Origin of the sequence: Cyanobium sp. NIES-981 (genome assembly GCF_900088535.1) — a bacterium.
GTDB lineage: Bacteria > Cyanobacteriota > Cyanobacteriia > PCC-6307 > Cyanobiaceae > NIES-981.
The window spans coordinates 2,937,915-2,954,997 of sequence record NZ_LT578417.1 but is presented as its reverse complement, the minus strand read 5'-3'; the positions used below and the strand labels follow the sequence as shown (position 1 = coordinate 2,954,997).

The window sequence follows — 17,083 nt, the reverse complement described above, 5'->3', positions numbered from 1 at the left end:
ACCGCGTTCCCCAACCCGGGCGACGGCGCTCCTTAACTGGATAGCACCCCGGCAGCTGCTGCCATGGCTTCCGCCGATTCCGATCCCAGCCAGGCCCTGGAGCCACCCGCCCCGGAAGACGCCGCCAGCGGCGGCGGCTGGCCCCTGATCGACGGCTGGGCCCGCGCCACCCTCTCCCCCAGCGGCCCCCGCCTCTGGCAGACCCTCACCCACCACAGCGCCTGCCTCTCGTGCGCCTGGGGCACCGGCGGCCAGAACGGTGGTTTTCGCGATGAGCTGGGCGAGCCCCTGCAGCGCTGCCTCAAGAGTGTGGAGGCGATCGGCGCCGAGCTGCAGCCGGCCGTGCCCCGCCAGGTGTTCGCCGGCCGCACGATCGCCGAGCTGCAGCAGCTCAGCTCGGCGGACTGCGACCGCCTCGGCCGGCTCGATCGGCCCCTGATCCGCCGCGCCGGCAGCGATCACTACGCCCCGATCGGCTGGGAGGAAGTGCAGGCCCTCACCGCCGCGGCCTTCCGCACGCCCCCCCCCGAGCGGGTGGCCTCCTACAGCTCCGGCCGCTCCTCCAACGAGGCCGCCTACCTGCTGCAGCTGCTGCTGCGGGCCCTCGGCTGCAACAACCTGGCCGACTGCTCCGATCTCTGCCACGCCCCCTCCACCATCGGCCTCAGCCGTGTGTTCGGCAGCGGCACCTCGATGGTGAACCTCGAGAGCCTCCAGCACGCCGATGGCGTGGTGCTGGTGGGCTCCAACGCGCCGGCCAACCACCCGCGCCTGATGAACGAGCTGATCCGTCTGCGGCAGCGAGGCGGCACCGTGATCGTGATCAATCCCGTGCTGGAGGGCGGCCTGCTGAAGTTCGGCTCGCCCGCCTTCCCGATCCGTTCGATGCTCGGCGGCGGCAGTGCGATCGCCTCCCTGTTCCTGCAGCCGATTCCCGGCTCGGACACGGCGGTGTTCCTGGGCCTCCAGAAGGCGCTGCTCGAGCGTGGCGCCATCGCCTGGGAGCTGCTCAAGGCCCACAGCGAGGGCTGGCAGGAACTGATCGCCCAGATCGAATCCACCCCCTGGGAGGCGATCACCGCCTGCTGCGGCCTCAGCCGCGAGGAGCTGGAGCACACCGCCGCCCGCCTCGCCGCCTGCCGCGCCGTGGTGTTCGCCTGGGCGATGGGCATCACCCACCACGCCAATGGCACCACCAACGTGCAGGCGATCGCCAACACCGCCGTGCTCTCCGGCAACGTGGCCCGCCCCGGGGCCGGCACCATGCCGATCCGCGGCCACTCCAACGTGCAGGGCTTCGGCTCGATGGGGGTGACGGTGCACCTGCGCGAGCCGATGCGGCTGGCGCTCGAGCAGCTGCTCGGCCGGCCCCTCAGCCGCACCCCCGGCTACGACACCCGCGCCCTGATCGAGGCGGCCGAGCGTGGCGCCGTGGACACGCTGCTCTGCCTCGGCGGCAATCTCTTCGGTGCCAATCCCCACAGCGCCCAGGCCCGCCGCGCCCTCGGCCGCATCGACACGATCGTGTACCTGGCCACCAAGCCCAACACCGGCCACTTCCACGGCCAGGCGGCGCGCCAGACCCTGCTGCTGCCGGTGTTCAACCGCTTCGAGACGCCCCACCGCACCACGGTGGAATCGGGCAACAACTGGGTGCGGCTCAACGAGCCCGGCAGCACCCACCTGCGCAGCGGCCAGCTGGTCAGCGAGGTGGCGTTCCTGGCCGAGCTGGCCCACCGCCTGCACGGCGACGCCCCGATCGACTGGCGGCGGCTTCAGGATCCGGTGTACGTGCGGGAGCTGATCGCCCGCACCGTGCCGGGTTACGGCGCCATGGCCGGCATCGACACCAGCCGGAGGGAGTTCGAGGTGGCCGGCCGGGTGTTCCGCGAACCCCGCTTCGCCACCCCCAGCGGCCGCGCCCGGCTGGCGGTCACACCCCTGCCGGATCTCAGCCTGCCGCCGGCGGATCACTTCGGCGGCCTGGCGGCCGGCGAGCGGGGTCTGGTGCTCAGCCTGATCACCGCCCGCAGCTACGGCCAGCACAACACCGTGGTGTACAAGCAGGGCGATCGCTACCGCGGCATGCCCCACCGCCAGACGATCCTGGTCAACCCCGAGGATCTGGCCGCCAGCGGCCTGCGGGCCCACGAGCGCGTGATCGTGCAGGGCGAGGCGGGGGCTCTGGCGGGCATCGAGCTGATCCCCGGCTCGATCCGCCGCGGCGCGGCGCTGATGTTCTACCCGGAGGCCAATGGGCTGATGCGGCCCCATCAGGATCCCCAGAGCGGCACGCCGGCCTTCAAGCGGGTGCCGGTGCTGCTGCGGGCGGAAGATGGTGGCACCCCTGCTGTGTCGCCGCCCCCGTGACCCGATTGGCCCCGTGACCCAGCCGCCCTTCCCCCAGGCCCGCCCGGAGGTGGAGAGCCTGCAGGCCTACAGCGCTCCGCTGGAGGGGCGCCGCGGCCTGCTGCGGCTCGATTTCAACGAGAACACCGTGGGCCCCAGCCCCCGGGTGGTGCAAGCGATCCGCGCCATCCCCCCCGACCACTACGCCATCTATCCGGAATACGACGGCCTGCGCGAAGCCGTGGTGGCCAACCTCAGCGCCCCCCGCCCGGAGGGCACGCCGGCCCTGGCCCGGCCGCTCGATCCGGCTCAGGTGGGGCTGTTCAACGGCGTGGATGCCGCCCTCCATGCCCTGTTCCACGCCTACGGCGACCGGGGTGACGGGCTGCTCACCACCAGCCCCACCTTCGGCTACTACACCCCCTGCGCCCGCATGCAGGGCATGGTGATCACCGCCATTCCCTACACCCTGCCGGGCTACGGCTTTCCGCTGGCGGCGATCCGCCAGGCCCTGCGCGCCGAGCCCGGCCCGCGCATCCTGCTGCTCTGCAACCCCAACAACCCCACTGGCACCCGGCTGGCTCCCGAGCTGATCCACTCGCTGGCCGCCGCGGCGCCCCGCACCCTGGTGGTGGTGGATGAGCTCTACGAGGCCTTCACCGGCGACAGCGTGCTGCCCACGGCTGACTTTGCCGCCACCCCCAACCTGCTGGTGCTGCGCTCCCTGGCCAAGACCGCCGGCCTGGCGGGGCTGCGCATCGGCTTCGCCATCGGTGCGGCCGAGGTGGTGGACCGGATCAGCCGCGTGACGGGCCCCTACGACATCAACAGCTTCGCCGTGACCGCCGCCCTGGCCGCCCTGGCCGATCAGGCCTACGTGGACGGCTACGTGGCCGAGGTGCTGCGGGCCCGCTCCTGGCTGCTCGGGCAGCTGCAGCAGGCCGGCGTGCGCCACCACGCCGCCGGCGGCAACTACCTGCTGCTCTGGCCCGAGGGCCCGGCCCAGGAGGTGGAGCGGCGCCTGCGCGAGGCCGGCATCCTGGTGCGCTCCATGGCGGGCAAGCCGCTGATCGAGGGTTCGCTGCGGGTGAGCCTCGGCACCACCGAGCAGATGCAGCGGTTCTGGGCGGCCTACGCGGCCATCGAGGGCCCCCGGCTGAGCGGATCCGGCCCCAGCACCTGAGCACTCAGACCCTGACACTCACAACCTGGGGCTCAGAACCTGAACCGCAGCAGCTCCACCGTGGGGCCTCCCTCCAGCTTGCCCGGCAGGTTGATCGAGGCGCCGCGGCGCTGCACGGTGGCATTGCCCATCGCCTGCAGGAACGGCTCCACGCCCCCCTGGTCGCAGTCCTTCGGGGGGGTGCCGGTGGTGTACTGCACCGGGATCACCACCCGGGGCTGCAGCTCCCGCACGATCTCGGCGGCCTCGCTGCCGTCGTACACCTTGGCGCCGCCGCCCACGCCGATGATCAGCACGTCGGGCCGGCCCAGCAGCACCTTGTCGGAGGGGCTCAGCCGCGCCGCCGTGCCGCCCAGGTGGGCGAAGCTCAGCCCGCCCTGCTCCCAGCGCCACAGGGTGCTCTGCCCGAAGCGGCGTCCGCCCACCCGGTCGTGGGGGCCGGCGATGCCTTCGATCTTCAGGCCCCCCACCCGGTAGGAGCCGGGATCCACCAGGAACTTGCCGCTGGCCACCGGCGCCCCCTCATCCAGCAGGCGGCTGCTGGCCAGGATCACGGTGGCGCCCACCCGCGGTTCGGCCAGCCCGGCGGCGCAGGCCACGGCCTTGAACGGATTCACCAGCACACTGGCGCCGCCGCCGCGGATCATCAGGGCACTGTGGCCGTAGCTGGTGATGCTCACGCCGCTGCCGGCCAGCGCGGCGGCCGGCAGCAGCAGCAGCCCGGCTCCGAGGCCCAGGCCAGCCCCCCGGGCCAGGGCGCCGCCGGGGCGGAAGGTGGGGCTTGCCATCGCTGCGGGCCTGCTGGGTGGCGCGAAGCTAGCAGCGCTGTTCGGGCCGCCCGGCGGCCAGGGTTCAGCCTGCGGCCTGGCTCAGCCGGCCCTAGCCGGCAGCCTGGCTCAGGAAATTGGCCAGCAGGGCATGGCCGCTCTGGGTGAGCACGCTCTCGGGGTGGAACTGCACCCCCTGCAGGTGGGGGTAGGCGCGATGGCGCAGGCCCATGATCGTGCCGTCCTCCAGCCAGGCGGTGATCTCCAGGCAGTCGGGCAGCGACTCCCGCTCGGCGATCAGGCTGTGGTAGCGGGTGGCGGTGAGGGGATTGGGCAGCCCGGCGAACACGCCGGCCCCCCCATGCAGCACCGGCGAGGTCTTGCCGTGCATCAGCTCGTTCGCCCGCACCACGCGGCCGCCGTACACCTGCGCGATCGACTGGTGCCCCAGGCACACCCCCAGGGTGGGCACCGTGGGGCTGAGCTCCCGCAGCACCTCCAGGCACACGCCGGATTGATCCGGATCGCCCGGCCCGGGGGAGATCAGGATCGCGGCCGGCTCCAGCTCCCGGATCTGCTCCAGGCTGAGGGCATCGTTGCGCTCCACCCGCAGCTCGGCGGCGAGGGGATGGTCGGCCGCCAGCTCGCCCAGGTACTGCACCAGGTTGAAGGTGAAGCTGTCGTAGTTGTCGAGAACGAGAAGCATGGACGCCACGGGCCTGCGGCCATTCAAAGGCCGAGCCGGCCCAGCAGCGGCGGCACCAGCAGCAGGCCGGCGATCAGCAGCGAGGCCAGGGCCGCCACCAGCACCGCCGCGGCGGCGCAGTCCTTCGCCACCCGCGCCAGCGGGTGGAACTGGCGGCCGATCGCCAGATCCACCACCGCCTCGGTGGCCGTGTTGAGCAGCTCCAGCACCAGCACCGCCGCCACGGTGAGCACCAGCAGGGCCATGCGGTCGGCGCTGAGCTCGAGCCACAGCCCCAGGCCGAACACCACGGCGCCGGTGCCCACATGGATGCGGAAGTTGCGCTGGCTGCGCAGGCCGTAGCCCAGGCCCTGGGCGGCGTAGCGGAAGCTCGAAGGCAGATCCCCCGCCACTCTCCAGGCCCCGATCCGTTTCTGGGGCGGCCGCTGGCGGGCCTGCTGCCCGCCCGGCGGCGGTGCTGGCGCCTCCATCAACCGGGGACGGGGTTCGGGACGGGGGAGGGGGCTGGTCATGGCGTAGCCGCACCATACCGCCGTTGTCCGGTCTGCCCAGGGGTCAGCAGCTCCTGCTGCCGGGCCAGCATCGCCGCCAGGCTGGCGTCGTCCGGGTGGTCCCAGCCCAGCAGGTGCAGCAGGCCGTGGCTGGCCAGGAACAGCAGTTCCTCCTCCAGGCTGTGGCCATGCTCCGGCGCCTGGCGGGCGGCGGTGTCGAGCGAGATCACGATGTCGCCGAGTTCCAGGGGTTCGGCCTCCAGCTCCGGCGTCGCCGGCCCGGGCGGCGGCGGCGCCAGACCGTCGAGGTCCTCGTCCTGGGCGGCGAAGGCCAGCACATCGGTGGGGCCGGAGCCCTGGCGCCACTTCTGGTTCAGCGCGGCGATGGCGGCATCGTCCACCAGGCTCAGCCCCAGGCTGTAGGCCCTGGCCTGCAGCCGGGGCGGCAGCTCGGGCCGCAGGCGGGCCAGCCAGGCCTCCAGCTGCTGCTGCCAGGCTCCGGCGCCCGCGTCGCCATCGGCCAGGGGCCCCGCGGCGGTGGTGAGCGCGGCCGCCAGGCCCGCAGCGGCCTCGAAGGCCAGATCGAGCCCGGGCGGGTCGGCCCCTGGTGCGCCCACCGCTCAGCCCCCGGGCAGCTGGGGGCGGCCCAGCCAGGCGATCAGCACCAGGAAGGCCAGCAGCCCCACGGCCGTCAGGCCGAAGTGCACCAGGCTCTGGCGGCCCTTGCGCACCATGTTGCGCATCGCCAGCTTCACGAAGCTGGGGTTCTCCTGCACGGGCGCAGGCTTCTGGCTGCCGGGCTCAGCCATCCCCGTCCTCCCCGCCGCTGCCCACCTCCACGCCCGCGTGCAGCAGGCTCTGGATGAAGGGATCGAGGTCGCCGTCCATCACCCCCTGCACGTCGGTGGTCTCGTGCTGGGTGCGCAGGTCCTTCACCATCTGGTACGGGTGGAACACGTAGTTGCGGATCTGGTTGCCCCAGGCCGCCTCCACGATGTCACCGCGGATGTCGGCGATCTCGGCGGCCCGCTGCTCCTGGGCGATCACCAGCAGCTTGGCCATCAGCAGCGCCATCGCCTTCTCCTTGTTCTGCAGCTGGGAGCGCTCCTGGGTGCAGCGCACGAACAGGCCGGTGGGGATGTGCAGGATGCGCACAGCCGTCTCCACCTTGTTCACGTTTTGGCCGCCGGCGCCACCGGAGCGGGAGGTGGTGATCTCCAGGTCCTTGTCGGGGATGTCGAGCTTCACCTCCTCCTCGATCTTGGGCATCACCTCCACGCCGGCAAAACTCGTCTGGCGCTTGTCGTTGGCGTTGAACGGGCTGATGCGCACCAGCCGGTGGGTGCCCTTCTCATTGCGCAGATAGCCGTAGGCATAGCGGCCCTCGATCTCGATCGTGCAGCTCTTGATGCCGGCCTCCTCCCCCTCGCTGAGCTCGTCCACGCTCACCTTCATGCCGTGGTCCTCCGCCCAGCGGGTGTACATGCGCAGCAGCATCTGGGCCCAGTCCTGGGCGTCGGTGCCGCCGGCGCCGGCGTTGATGGTGAGCACGGCCCCCTCCTTGTCGTAGGGGCCGCTCAGCAGCCGCTCCAGCTCCCAGCGGTCCAGGTCGCCGCGCAGGCTGGTGAGGCCCGCATGGGCCTCCGCCAGCAGGTCGGCGTCGGGCTCGAGCTCATGGAGCTCCAGGGTGGCCTCGGCGTCGCTCACCGCGGCCTTCCAGCGCTCCAGCTGCTGCAGCTGGGCCTTCACATCGTCCAGCTGGCGCATCTGTTTCTGCGCCGCCTGCTGGTCGTCCCAGAAGTCCGGCTGGGAGGCGAGCTGCTCGAGATCCTGCTGCCGTGCTTTCAGAGCGGGAACGTCAAAGACAGTCCTGGGCATGGCCCAGGCGGTCGGTGAGCTCGGAGAGGTCGCGCTTGAAGTCGGTGAGGTCGAGCACCGGCGGGTAGGAAACGTCGAAACGACCGTACTCAACGGCGGGGGAGGCCAATGGCGGGGGAGGCCGCTTTTAGGATTCCTCCAGCAGTGCTGCGAGCCCCGATGGCCCCCCACGTCGAGATCTACACCTGGCGGGCCTGCCCCTTCTGCATCCGTGCCAAGGCCCTGCTCGACCGCAAGGGCGTGGCCTACACCGAGTACGCCATCGACGGCGACGAGCCGGCCCGCAGCGCCATGGCCGAACGCAGCGGTGGGCGCCGCAGCGTGCCCCAGACCTTCATCGACGGCCAGCACGTGGGCGGCTGCGACGACCTCCACGCCCTCGAGCGCAGCGGCCGGCTCGACGCCCTGCTGGCGGCCTGACCGTGGTGACCTCCCCGGCGTTGTCCGCCCCGGATCCGGCGATCGGGGCGGGAGCCCAGCTGTTCGTGATCGATCCGATCAGCCGCCTGAAGCCCGCCAAGGACTCCACCGTGGCCCTGATGCAGGCGGCCCAGCGGGCCGGCCGGCCCGTGTGGGTGGCCACCCCCGCCGACCTCTCCGCCCGGGAGGCCGCCGCCGGCCCCGGCCATGGCGCCTGGGTGCGGGCCGAGCCCGTGGAGCTGGCGGCGATCAGCCCGGAGCTTGAGGGCTGGCGCGTGCCCGAGCCCTGGTACCGCCTCGGGCAGGCCCGGCCGCTGCCCCTCACCGCCTTCGCCCACGTGTGGATGCGCAAGGACCCACCGGTGGATGAGGCCTACCTCTACGCCACCCACCTGCTCGATCTGGCCGAGCGCCAGGGGGTGGCGGTGATCAACCGGCCGGCGGCGCTGCGGGCCTGGAACGAGAAGCTCAGCTCCCTGCGCTGGAGCCACCTGATGGCGCCCACCCTGGTGGCCAGCCGGGTGGAGGAGCTGGCCGCCTTCACGGGCGAGCACGCCGAGGTGGTGCTCAAGCCGCTGGGTGGCCGCGCCGGCCAGGGGGTGGTGTTCGCCTCGGCGGCCAGTCCGGGGCTGCGGGCGCTGCTGGAGCTGGTGACGGCCCAGGAGCAGCTGCCGGTGATGGTGCAGGCGTTCCTGCCCGGGGTGAAGGCGGGCGACAAGCGCATCCTGCTGGTGGATGGCGAGCCGCTGGGGGCCGTGAACCGGGTGCCGAGCGGCGGCGAGTTCCGCAGCAACCTGGCGGTGGGCGGGGCGCCCGAGGCCACCGACCTCACCGAGCAGGAGCGCCGCATCTGCGCCGAACTGGCCCCCGCCCTGCGCGCCGAGGGGCTCTTCTTCGTGGGGATCGATGTGATCGACGGCCGCCTCAGCGAGATCAACGTGACCAGCCCCACCGGCATCCGCGAAGTGGAGCGGCTCGGAGGCCTCCCCCTGGCCGATCTCACGCTGGAAAAACTGCCCCACCGTTGATACGTTGGCCGCCGCAGCCTGGCCGACGTCCTGAGCCCCGCCCGGCCTGCGCCGCGATGGCCGAACACCAGACCCGTCGTCACCAGATCAACTACCTCCGCACCCTCAGCGGCGTGGTGGGCATGATCCGTAACCCGGAGGGCACCGAGTCGGTGTTCGACATCGAGGACGGCCTGCGCCGCACCGGGGCTATGGACAGCTTCGAGGCCCGCGTGGCGGGCCTGCCCGGCGTGCGGGAGCTGATGGACGAGCGCTACCTGGCCCAGCCCCTCGACGTGGACGTGCTGGCCGCGATGCCCGCCGGCAGCCTCGGCCATGCCCTGGCCCGCCACCTGCTCGACCACGGCTTCGATCCCGACTACTACCGCAAGGTGGAGGTGAAGAGCGACCTCGACTGGATCCTGATGCGCATGCGCCAGAGCCATGACATCTGGCATGTGGTGACGGGCATCGGCACCGACCGGGTGGGGGAGATCGCCCTCAAGGCCTTCGAACTGGCCCAGACCTGGCGGCCGATGGCGGCCGTGATCACCTGCGGCGGCCTGCTCCGCTACCTGCTCAAGGATCCGGAGCAGATGGGGGCGGTGCTGGGCGGCATCGGCCACGGCTACCAGCTCGGCTACAAGGCCCAGCCGCTGCTGGCCCAGCGCTGGGAGGAGCACTGGAGCCGTCCGCTGGCGGAGTGGCGCCGGATGGTGGGGCTGCCGGAGCAGCCGGAAGCCCTGGGCATGGCCTGAAGGCGGCTCCGGTCTGTTCAGGTCCGGTCAGATCAGGTCCGATCCGATCAGTGGCCGGCAGGCCAGCCTTCCCTGAACCGGGCCTGGGCCGCGGCATAGCCCTCGGCATAGATCTCCCGGTAGCGCTTCCACTCGAGGAAGGGAAAGCCACCGATGTCGGGCCGGAGGATCAGGTCGGCCAGCCGCTCCTGGGCCTGGGTGGCGGCGTGGGAGCCGCACATCATCGCGTCGATGATCGTGCGCCCCAGCGAAGGCGGTGTGCGCGCGGCGGCGCTGCCCCCGGCGGCCGGCGTCGCCGCGGCGGGCTCGGGGTCGAGCGAGATGGCCACCACCCGCCCGTCACTGGCCCGGCGGGCCGCCGCCACCGGCAGGTTGTTGAGAATGCCCCCATCCACGTGCAGGTGGCCCCGGGCGTCCTCCACGGGGGGGAAGATCCCCGGCACCGACATGCTGGCGATCACGGCGTCGGGGATGGCGCCCGTGCTCCAGGTTTCGAGCTGGTTGGTGGAGAGGTTGGTGGAGAAGCAGCGCAGCGGCAGCCAGCTGTCCTGAAGGCGGGCGCTGCCGAAGAAGCGCTCCAGCTCCAGCCGCGAGTTGCGCAGGGTGAACAGGGAGCCGCGGGGCAGCGTGAAGGAGTAGGGCCGCGCCTTGATGATCACCCGCTCCAGGTTGGCGAAGATCTCGGCGGCGGGCAGGTCGAAGGCGGCCAGGGACGCCACCAGCGAGCCGATGCTCACGCCCATCACCATGTCGAAATCCCGCAGTCCCAGCTCCTCCAGGGCCGCCAGGGCGCCGATGTGGGCGAAGCCCCTGGCGCCGCCGCCCCCCAGCACCAGCACGTTCTGGCGCCGCAGGATGGCCCGGGCCAGCCGGTCCAGGTGGGAGGAGCGCCCGGGCTGCAGGTTGAGCACCTGGGCGAAGGGCTGGCTCGTCGCCCAGTCGCGGGAGCGGGGCTGCTGCTGCTCCCGGGGCCAGAGCCGCACCAGCAGGGCCTCGCCGTCGGCGGCCTCGGGCAGGCTGATCCGGCTGGCCTCGCCGTCGCAGAGGATCAGCAGCCGGTCGATCAGCAGCCGGTTGCGGCGGCTCACGGCCCGGGGATCCCGGTTCACGATCAGCTGGGGCCGGCCCGTGCGGGTGGCCTCGATCAGCCGGGCGTGCAGCCGTGCCTCCGGGTCGTCCCCCGGTTCCTGCTCCCCCGCGGCCTCGCCGCTGCCGGCGGCGTCCGGCTCCAGGCCATGGAGCTGGAGGTCCGGCAGGATCTCCAGCTGCCCGCACAGCCGCCGCAGGTGCCCGGGCAGCTGCGCCAGCACCGCCGCCGTGAGCGCCGAGCCGGGGCTGGCCAGGTGGATCACGATTGTCTCCAGCGGCATGCAGCCGGGGTCGCGGCCGATCGAGGCGGCCTCCGCCAGCGCCGTGATGAAGCGGGTCTGCAGGCAGGGCTGGCACTCCAGCAGCTGATCCAGCTGGTGCCGATCGAACGCCAGGTAGTCCACCGCCGTGAGGGCCAGGGCCGAGGCGGAGCGCGGTTCGCCGCTCAGGGGGCTGTACTCCCCCACCAGTTCGCCGGCCACCACCTTGCGGAAGAAGGCGCCGGGCTGGCCCGCCTCGCCGGTGTGGAGCCCCAGCACCCCCTGCAGCACCAGATAGGCATGGCGGCCCAGTTCTCCCCTGCGGAACAGCTCGCCGCCCTCCTCGATCCGGCCGCGGCCTGGGGCGAGCCCCGTGATCTGGGCCGGATCGAGCCCCGCCAGCAGCCCGGACCCCGAGAGAGCGCTGGCCAGCAGCGCTGTGAGCTCCGTCGTCATCGTGATCCTGGGGTGTCGGAGATCCTGGCGTGTCAGAGCGGCAGGCCTGCCGCCGCCATGGGATGGGGGAGGTTGAGCTGCTGCTGGAGCACACCCAGCTTGAGCGCCACCTCCTGCAGTTCCCGATCCACCGCAGAGCCTGGCACCAGACCGGCTCCGGCGGTGAGCTCGAGCTGCCGCCCCTCCACGGTGCCGCTGCGGATCGCCACGCGCAGGTCCAGGTCGCCGGCGCTGTCGATCCAGCCGATCGGAGCGGCGTAGTGGCCGCGCTCGAACGGCTCCAGGCTGCGCAGCCAGGCCATCGCCTCCCGTCGCGGCAGCCCGGCCACCGCCGGGGTGGGGTGCAGGGCCGCCGCGATCGCCAGGGGAGGCTGGGCCCCCAGGCAGGCGCTGATGGGGCTGTGCAGGTGCACGAGCTGGCCGTGGCGGGCGAGGCGCGGATGGCGCGGGCGGCGGGGGTTCAGCCCTGAGCGGGCCAGCACGGCGGTGATGGTGTCCACCACCAGCTCGTGCTCCAGCCGGTCCTTGGTGGAGTGCAGCAGGGCCGCGGCGCGGTCATCGGCCGGGGCGGTGCCGGCCAGGGCATCGCTGCGCAGCTGCCCCTGGCGCACGGTGAGCAGCCGCTCCGGGGAGGCGCCGATCAGGGCCGAGGCGGCGTTGCGCTGCCACATCAGGCGGCAGCTGCCGCCCTGGTGCCGCCGCAGCGGTGCCAGCAGATCGAGGGGATCGGGCCTGGCACTGAGGCTGAGCTGCTGGCGCACCGCCAGCACCAGCTTCTGCAGGGCGTTGCCCTCCACCAGCTCCAGGGCCCTGGCGGCGGCCTGGCGGTAGTGCTCCTGCCAGGGAGAGCGCAGGGCCACGGCGATCCGCTCCGCCCGCGGCAGCTGCGGTGTGCAGCGCTCCAGCCGGCGAGCCGTGTCCCACAGCTCTTCCGCCAGGCTGCGGGGGGTCACGTCACCCCCCAGCGGCCGCTGCAGCCGCAGCCAGCAGCGGTGGCCGTGGCGGCTCAGCTGCCAGCGGGGCAGCACCGCCTGCACCCCGGGGATGGCGGCCGCGGAACTCTCGAGCGGGGCGTCGAAGAAGGCGAAGGCCAGCAGCACCCGCGGCCGCGCCAGGGGCGGGCAGGTGCCGGCCTGGCCGGTGTGGTGGCCGGCGAGCCGGCTGAGGCTGGCGCTGGCGAAGCGCTGGGCCAGCTCGAACCGCCGCGGCCCGCTCAGCTCCAGGCTGTTGGTGCGGCCGCTGGCGGCGATGCAGAGCCCGGGGGCGCCGTCCCACAGGAAGCGGAAGCTGTCGCCCCCCTCCAGCAGGGGCAGCAGCGCCATCGGGTCGCACGGCGCCATCGGCACCGCCAGGCTGAGCACGCCCTCCTCGTCCGCCAGCCGGGCGCCCTCGCTGGCCAGGGCCAGCAGATCGGTGAAGGAATCGGGAGCCAGCAACGGCTGGGGCCTGAAGGCGCCGCGAAGAGCTGCTCAAATGTATGGGTCCTGCCGCGGTTGCCGCCTTCGGTCCCCATGCCTGAGCCCGAGGTCGTCGCAAGCCGTTACGCCACCTCCACGTCCCCCTCCACCCACACCCCCATGCCCGCTCCGGTCCCCGGGCCCCCGGGCCGCCGTGATCTCTGGAAGGCAGCCCTGAAGTGGCCCATGTACGCGGTGGCGGTGATGCCCGTGCTGCTGGCCGCCGGCTGGCGCTGGGGCCGCGGCGAGCCCGTGCGGCTCGATCAGCTGCTGCTCTTTCTGGGGGCGGCCGTGCTGCTGCTGGCCTGGGAGAATCTGGCCAACGATGTCTTCGATGCCGACACCGGCGTGGACACCCGGGGCAAGCCCCACTCCGTGGTGAACCTCACCGGCCGGCGGGATCGGGTGGCGCTGCTGGCCCATGGGGCCCTGGCGCTGGGGCTGCTGCTGATGGCCCTGGTGGCCTGGCGCAGCACACCGCTGGTGCTGGGGCTGGTGCTGGGCTGCTGCGCCCTGGGCTACCTCTACCAGGGGCCGCCGTTTCGCCTGGGCTACCGCGGTCTGGGGGAGCCGCTGTGCTGGCTGGCCTTCGGGCCCCTGGCCACCGCCGCCGGCCTGCTGGCCCTGGCCCCGGCCGCCGGGGCGGATGCCGCGGTGCCCTGGCGCGCGGCCCTCGCCCTGGGCAGCGGCCCCGCCCTGGCCACCACCCTGGTGCTGTTCTGTTCCCATTTCCATCAGGTGGAGGAGGACGCGGCCCACGGCAAGCGATCGCCGGTGGTGCAGCTCGGCCCCCGCAGCGCCGCCGCCCTGGTGCCCTGGTTCGTGGCCTCCAGCCTCGCCCTGCAGTGGGCGCCGGTGCTGCTGGGTGCCTGGCCCCTCACCGCCCTGCTGGGCGCGGCCGGCCTGGTCCCCGCCCGGGCCCTGATCGCGCTGCTGGAGCAGCACCACCACGCTCCGGAGCGGATCGTGGGCAGCAAGTTTCTGGCGCTCCGCTTCCAGACCCTCAACGGCCTGGGCCTGGCCCTCGGCCTGGCCCTGGGGCACTGGTTGTGACCCCGGTGGCGTGCACGCCTGCCGCCGCCGGCCAGGGTGGTGACCTCCAGCTTCGGCTGCAGTGGCGGCCGTTCCGGGCCCTGCTGCCGCAGCCGCTGCGCACGGCCCGGGGCACCCTGGCAGCCAAACAGGGCTGGCTGCTGCGCCTGGACGCGGAGACGGGCGCGGTGGGCTGGGGGGAGGCCTCGCCCCTGCTGGAGCAGTCCGCCGGGCTGGAGGAGGCGATCGCCGGCCTGCCCGCCGTGCTGTCGCGCCGGGATCTGGAGCAGCGGCTGGAGCACGGCTTCGGCTACGGCTTGGGGCCCCGCTGCCTGGCCTTCGCGCTCGGTGCCGCTCTGGCCGAGGTGGAGGGCCTGCCGCAGGGGCGCTGGCGTGCCGCGCCGCCCGGTGCCGTGCTGCTGCCGGCGGGTGAGGCCGCCCTGGCGGCGCTGGAGGAGGCCATCGCCCAGGCCGGTCCCCACCCCCTGGTGCTCAAGTGGAAGGTGGCCACCCACGATGACGTCCTGGAGCGGCAGCTGCTGGAGCAGCTGCTGGAGCGGCTGCCGGCCACGGCCGGCCTGCGGCTCGATGCCAACGGCGGCTGGACCCGCGCCACCGCCTGGGGCTGGGCCGAGCGGCTGGCCACCGAACCCCGGCTCCACTGGCTGGAGCAGCCGCTGCCCCCCGCCGACCCCGAGGGGCTGCTGGCCCTGGCCCGCCAGCTGCCGGTGGCGCTGGATGAATCCCTCCAGCACCATCCCGGGCTCACGGCCCACTGGCCCTCCTGGCAGGTGCGACGTCCCAGCCAGGAGGGTGATCCCCGGCCCCTGCTGGCGGCCCTGCAGCGGGGAACGCCGGGGCTGATGCTCAGCAGTTCCTTTGAAACGGGCATCGGCCGCCGCTGGCTGGAGCATCTGGCGGCCCTGCAGTGGGCCGGTCCCACCCCGTCGGCGCCCGGGCTGGCGAGCCGCTGGCAGCCCCGCGGCCCCCTGGCCGCCGCCGACCCGGCTGCGGTGTGGCAGGCGGCGGCTTGACGCCCGACCCGCTGGCCGAGCTCGAGGCGGCCTGGGCCGACGGCCGGCTGGCGGGCCTGGCGGCCCCGCAGGAGCAGGCCGCCCTGGATGCGGCTCTGGGGCCCGGGGGGCTGGAACGGCTGGGGGAGCACTGGGGACCCGGCGTGGTGGTGGGCAGCGGCGGCAGCAGCGGTGGCCGCCGCTGGTGCCTGCAGCCCCTGGCCCACCTGCAGGCCTCGGCCGCGGCCACGGCGCACTGGCTGCGGGCGGTCGGTGTCGATCCGGCCGCCTGCCTGCACCTCAACCCCTTGCCCCTGCACCACGTGAGCGGCCTGCTGCCCTGGCTGCGGGCGCGCCAGTGGGGCGGGGCCCACCGCGTGATCCCGCCCGCCTGGATGCGGCAGCCCCGGGAGCTGGCCGCCCGGCTGCCGCTCACCGGCCCGCCGGGCTCGGCTGCGCCACCGCCGGCCCTGCTCTCCCTGGTGCCCACCCAGCTGGCCCGGCTGATGGTTGAGCCCGCGGGTCTCGCCTGGCTGCGGTGCCTGGCGGTGATCTGGGTGGGGGGTGCGCCCCTGCCGCCCGCCCTGGCGGCCCGGGCCCGCCGCGCCGGCCTGCGGCTGTCGCCCTGCTACGGCGCCACCGAAACGGCGGCCATGGTGGCCGCCCTGCCACCGGAGCGGTTCCTCGCCGGGGTGGGGGGATGTGGCCCGGCCCTGGCCGGGGTGGAGCTGCGGCTGGCGCCGGGGTCCGTGGCCCTGGAGGTGCGTTGCGACCGGTTGAGCCCGGGGTGGGTGGAGGCCGGCGTGCTGCAGCCGCTGCCTGGGCTGCGGCAGGGCTGGTGGCGCAGCGGCGACGGGGCCCGGCTCAGCGCGGAGGGCCTGCGGCTGCTGGGCCGGATCGACGGGGCCATCCACAGCGGCGGCGAAACGGTGTTCCCCGAGCAGATCGAAGCGCGGATCCGAGCCCTGGCGGCTGAGGGGGGCTGGCCCCTGCAGGAGGTGCTGCTGCTGGCGCTGCCGGATCCCGATTGGGGGGAGCGGCTGGCGGGCCTGGTGCGGCCGGCCCCGGGCGCCGACGGGGCGGCCCTGTGCCGCCAGCTGGCCGCGGCGGCGGCCGGCTGGGCGCCGGCGGAGCGCCCCCGCCGCTGGCTGTGCTGCCCGGGCCTGGAGCCCTCGCCGTTGGGGAAATGGGAACGGAGCCGTTGGCAGCGCTGGCTCCTATCGCTAGAAGCAGGGCATCCCCTGCGCGATGGTGCTGCCGCCGATGGCCACCCTGAGTGAGACCGAACTGAGCAACAAGAAGCTGGCGGCGGGCCTCACCGGCATCTTTCTGGGTGCGTTCGGTGTGCACAAATTCATCCTCGGCTACACCAAGGCCGGCGTGATCATGCTGGTGGTGTCCCTGGCCGGGGGCGTGGTGACCTGCGGCCTGGCCAGCTTCGTGATGGGGGTGATCGGCCTGATCGAGGGCATCCTCTATCTCACCAAGACCAACGAGGAGTTCCAGGCCACCTACATCGACGGGGTGAAGGACTGGTTCTGATGCCCGTGCCGACCAGACGCCTGGCCCTGCTGCCCCTGCTGGCTGGGGGGATGGTCAGCGTGGTGGCCGTGGGCGCCATTCCCCACGACACCACCCTGCCCCTGATGGCGGTGCTGGCCAGCCTGCTGCCCCTGCAGCTGGCGGCGCTGTACTGGGCTACAACGGCTGCACCCCGCCCAGGCTCGAGGCCTCCAGCCAGCGGTTGAGCGGCTCCGGCAGGCGGCAGCGCCTGCGGCTGGCCGTTTCGATCGCCACGTGGCAGGTGAGTCCCCGGGCCACGGCAGTGCCGTTGCAGCTGAAGCTGTAGCCCACCTCGAAGCCGCCCGGATCGAGGCGCCTCGGCTCCAGGGCGATCGCCAGGGGATCACCGCACACCAGCGGCTTCAGGTAGTCAGCGCGGCAGTGCACGATCGGCAGGGCCACCGCCAGGGGGTGGTCCGGGGTGGGGAACACCTCGGCGGCGCCGATGCCGTAGCGCTCCAGGCTCTCTTCATAGGCCTCGTGGCACCAGCTCAGCAGGCGGGGGGCGTGCAGCACCCCGGCGGCGTCGGTGTCACCGAAGCGCACGGTGCGGCAGAGCAGCAGCCAGCTGGAGGGATCCGGAGCCATCGCAAGCAGGGGGGAGTGGAGCCGGGGGGCTGCCGTCGACCGTGTTGTAGCGGCCTTGGCGGCTGC

The 17,083-nt window shown here is 73.4% G+C and carries 19 protein-coding genes; 10 read left to right on the top strand and 9 right to left on the bottom strand.

The window, feature by feature from the left end; all coding sequences use genetic code 11:
• Positions 1-63: 63 nt before the first annotated feature.
• Together CBM981_RS14820 and CBM981_RS14815 are read left to right on the top strand one after the other, a co-directional pair.
• A complete protein-coding gene (locus tag CBM981_RS14820) occupies positions 64-2,370 on the top strand; it encodes an FdhF/YdeP family oxidoreductase (protein ID WP_087069025.1) in 2,307 nt (768 codons plus the stop codon).
• Positions 2,336-3,532: a histidinol-phosphate transaminase gene (locus tag CBM981_RS14815; RefSeq protein WP_087069024.1), complete on the top strand. Its 1,197-nt coding sequence runs from the start codon at positions 2,336-2,338 to the stop codon at positions 3,530-3,532. The genes CBM981_RS14820 and CBM981_RS14815 overlap by 35 nt, the downstream gene beginning before the upstream one ends.
• Positions 3,533-3,564: 32 nt before the next feature.
• On the opposite strand, the gene CBM981_RS14810 is transcribed toward CBM981_RS14815, so the two are convergent.
• The 6 genes from CBM981_RS14810 to prfB form a co-directional block, all read right to left on the bottom strand.
• Positions 3,565-4,320: an MBL fold metallo-hydrolase gene (locus CBM981_RS14810; protein ID WP_087069023.1), complete on the bottom strand. Its 756-nt coding sequence runs from the start codon at positions 4,318-4,320 to the stop codon at positions 3,565-3,567.
• A gap of 91 nt (positions 4,321-4,411) precedes the next feature.
• Complete coding sequence (locus CBM981_RS14805; protein WP_087069022.1) at positions 4,412-5,005, bottom strand: aminodeoxychorismate/anthranilate synthase component II; 594 nt, start codon at positions 5,003-5,005, stop codon at positions 4,412-4,414.
• A gap of 23 nt (positions 5,006-5,028) precedes the next feature.
• Positions 5,029-5,475: a diacylglycerol kinase family protein gene (locus tag CBM981_RS14800; protein WP_087069021.1), complete on the bottom strand. Its 447-nt coding sequence runs from the start codon at positions 5,473-5,475 to the stop codon at positions 5,029-5,031.
• A gap of 38 nt (positions 5,476-5,513) precedes the next feature.
• Positions 5,514-6,113, bottom strand: a complete 600-nt coding sequence (gene ybeY, locus CBM981_RS14795; protein ID WP_225867431.1) for an rRNA maturation RNase YbeY — start codon at positions 6,111-6,113, stop codon at positions 5,514-5,516.
• A gap of 3 nt (positions 6,114-6,116) precedes the next feature.
• Entirely contained in the window at positions 6,117-6,305 is a 189-nt protein-coding gene (locus CBM981_RS14790; protein WP_087069020.1) for a DUF3285 domain-containing protein, read from the bottom strand.
• A protein-coding gene (gene prfB / locus CBM981_RS14785; protein WP_157665515.1) for a peptide chain release factor 2 occupies positions 6,298-7,432 on the bottom strand; the annotation gives its coding sequence in 2 pieces (ribosomal slippage) (positions 6,298-7,356 and positions 7,358-7,432; 1,134 coding nt in all). The genes CBM981_RS14790 and prfB overlap by 8 nt, the downstream gene beginning before the upstream one ends.
• Before the next feature lie 101 nt (positions 7,433-7,533).
• Between prfB and grxC the strand changes: the two genes are divergently transcribed.
• The 3 genes from grxC to CBM981_RS14770 are packed head-to-tail and all read left to right on the top strand — an operon-like array spanning position 7,534 to position 9,559.
• Positions 7,534-7,794 (top strand): glutaredoxin 3, encoded by a 261-nt coding sequence (grxC, locus tag CBM981_RS14780; RefSeq protein ID WP_087069018.1) that lies wholly within the window; start codon positions 7,534-7,536, stop codon positions 7,792-7,794.
• Between the two features lie 2 nt (positions 7,795-7,796).
• Positions 7,797-8,822, top strand: coding sequence for a glutathione synthase (gene gshB, locus CBM981_RS14775; protein ID WP_172820908.1), 1,026 nt, complete (start codon positions 7,797-7,799; stop codon positions 8,820-8,822).
• Between the two features lie 56 nt (positions 8,823-8,878).
• Positions 8,879-9,559, top strand: coding sequence for a Coq4 family protein (locus CBM981_RS14770; protein WP_087069017.1), 681 nt, complete (start codon positions 8,879-8,881; stop codon positions 9,557-9,559).
• Between the two features lie 47 nt (positions 9,560-9,606).
• Here the strand turns inward: CBM981_RS14770 and CBM981_RS14765 are convergent, their stop codons facing one another.
• Together CBM981_RS14765 and CBM981_RS14760 are read right to left on the bottom strand one after the other, a co-directional pair.
• A complete protein-coding gene (locus CBM981_RS14765) occupies positions 9,607-11,364 on the bottom strand; it encodes a cyclic nucleotide-binding and patatin-like phospholipase domain-containing protein (RefSeq protein ID WP_087069016.1) in 1,758 nt (585 codons plus the stop codon).
• 32 nt (positions 11,365-11,396) lie between these two features.
• Positions 11,397-12,800, bottom strand: a complete 1,404-nt coding sequence (locus tag CBM981_RS14760) for an isochorismate synthase MenF (protein WP_087069015.1) — start codon at positions 12,798-12,800, stop codon at positions 11,397-11,399.
• Positions 12,801-12,875: 75 nt separating this feature from the next.
• On the opposite strand from CBM981_RS14760, the gene menA reads away from it, so the two are divergent.
• The 5 genes from menA to CBM981_RS14735 are packed head-to-tail and all read left to right on the top strand — an operon-like array spanning position 12,876 to position 16,614.
• Positions 12,876-13,874 (top strand): 2-carboxy-1,4-naphthoquinone phytyltransferase, encoded by a 999-nt coding sequence (gene menA / locus CBM981_RS14755; protein ID WP_087069014.1) that lies wholly within the window; start codon positions 12,876-12,878, stop codon positions 13,872-13,874.
• 5 nt (positions 13,875-13,879) lie between these two features.
• A complete protein-coding gene (locus CBM981_RS14750; RefSeq protein ID WP_087069481.1) occupies positions 13,880-14,887 on the top strand; it encodes an enolase C-terminal domain-like protein in 1,008 nt (335 codons plus the stop codon).
• Positions 14,884-16,146, top strand: coding sequence for an AMP-binding protein (locus tag CBM981_RS14745; protein ID WP_087069480.1), 1,263 nt, complete (start codon positions 14,884-14,886; stop codon positions 16,144-16,146). The genes CBM981_RS14750 and CBM981_RS14745 overlap by 4 nt, the downstream gene beginning before the upstream one ends.
• Positions 16,130-16,408: a TM2 domain-containing protein gene (locus CBM981_RS14740; RefSeq protein WP_087069479.1), complete on the top strand. Its 279-nt coding sequence runs from the start codon at positions 16,130-16,132 to the stop codon at positions 16,406-16,408. Before CBM981_RS14745 ends, CBM981_RS14740 begins: the two co-directional genes overlap by 17 nt.
• Positions 16,408-16,614, top strand: coding sequence for a hypothetical protein (locus CBM981_RS14735; protein WP_087069013.1), 207 nt, complete (start codon positions 16,408-16,410; stop codon positions 16,612-16,614). Before CBM981_RS14740 ends, CBM981_RS14735 begins: the two co-directional genes overlap by 1 nt.
• On the opposite strand, the gene CBM981_RS14730 is transcribed toward CBM981_RS14735, so the two are convergent.
• Complete coding sequence (locus tag CBM981_RS14730) at positions 16,565-17,017, bottom strand: thioesterase family protein (RefSeq protein ID WP_087069012.1); 453 nt, start codon at positions 17,015-17,017, stop codon at positions 16,565-16,567. The genes CBM981_RS14735 and CBM981_RS14730 overlap by 50 nt on opposite strands.
• Positions 17,018-17,083: the final 66 nt, after the last annotated feature.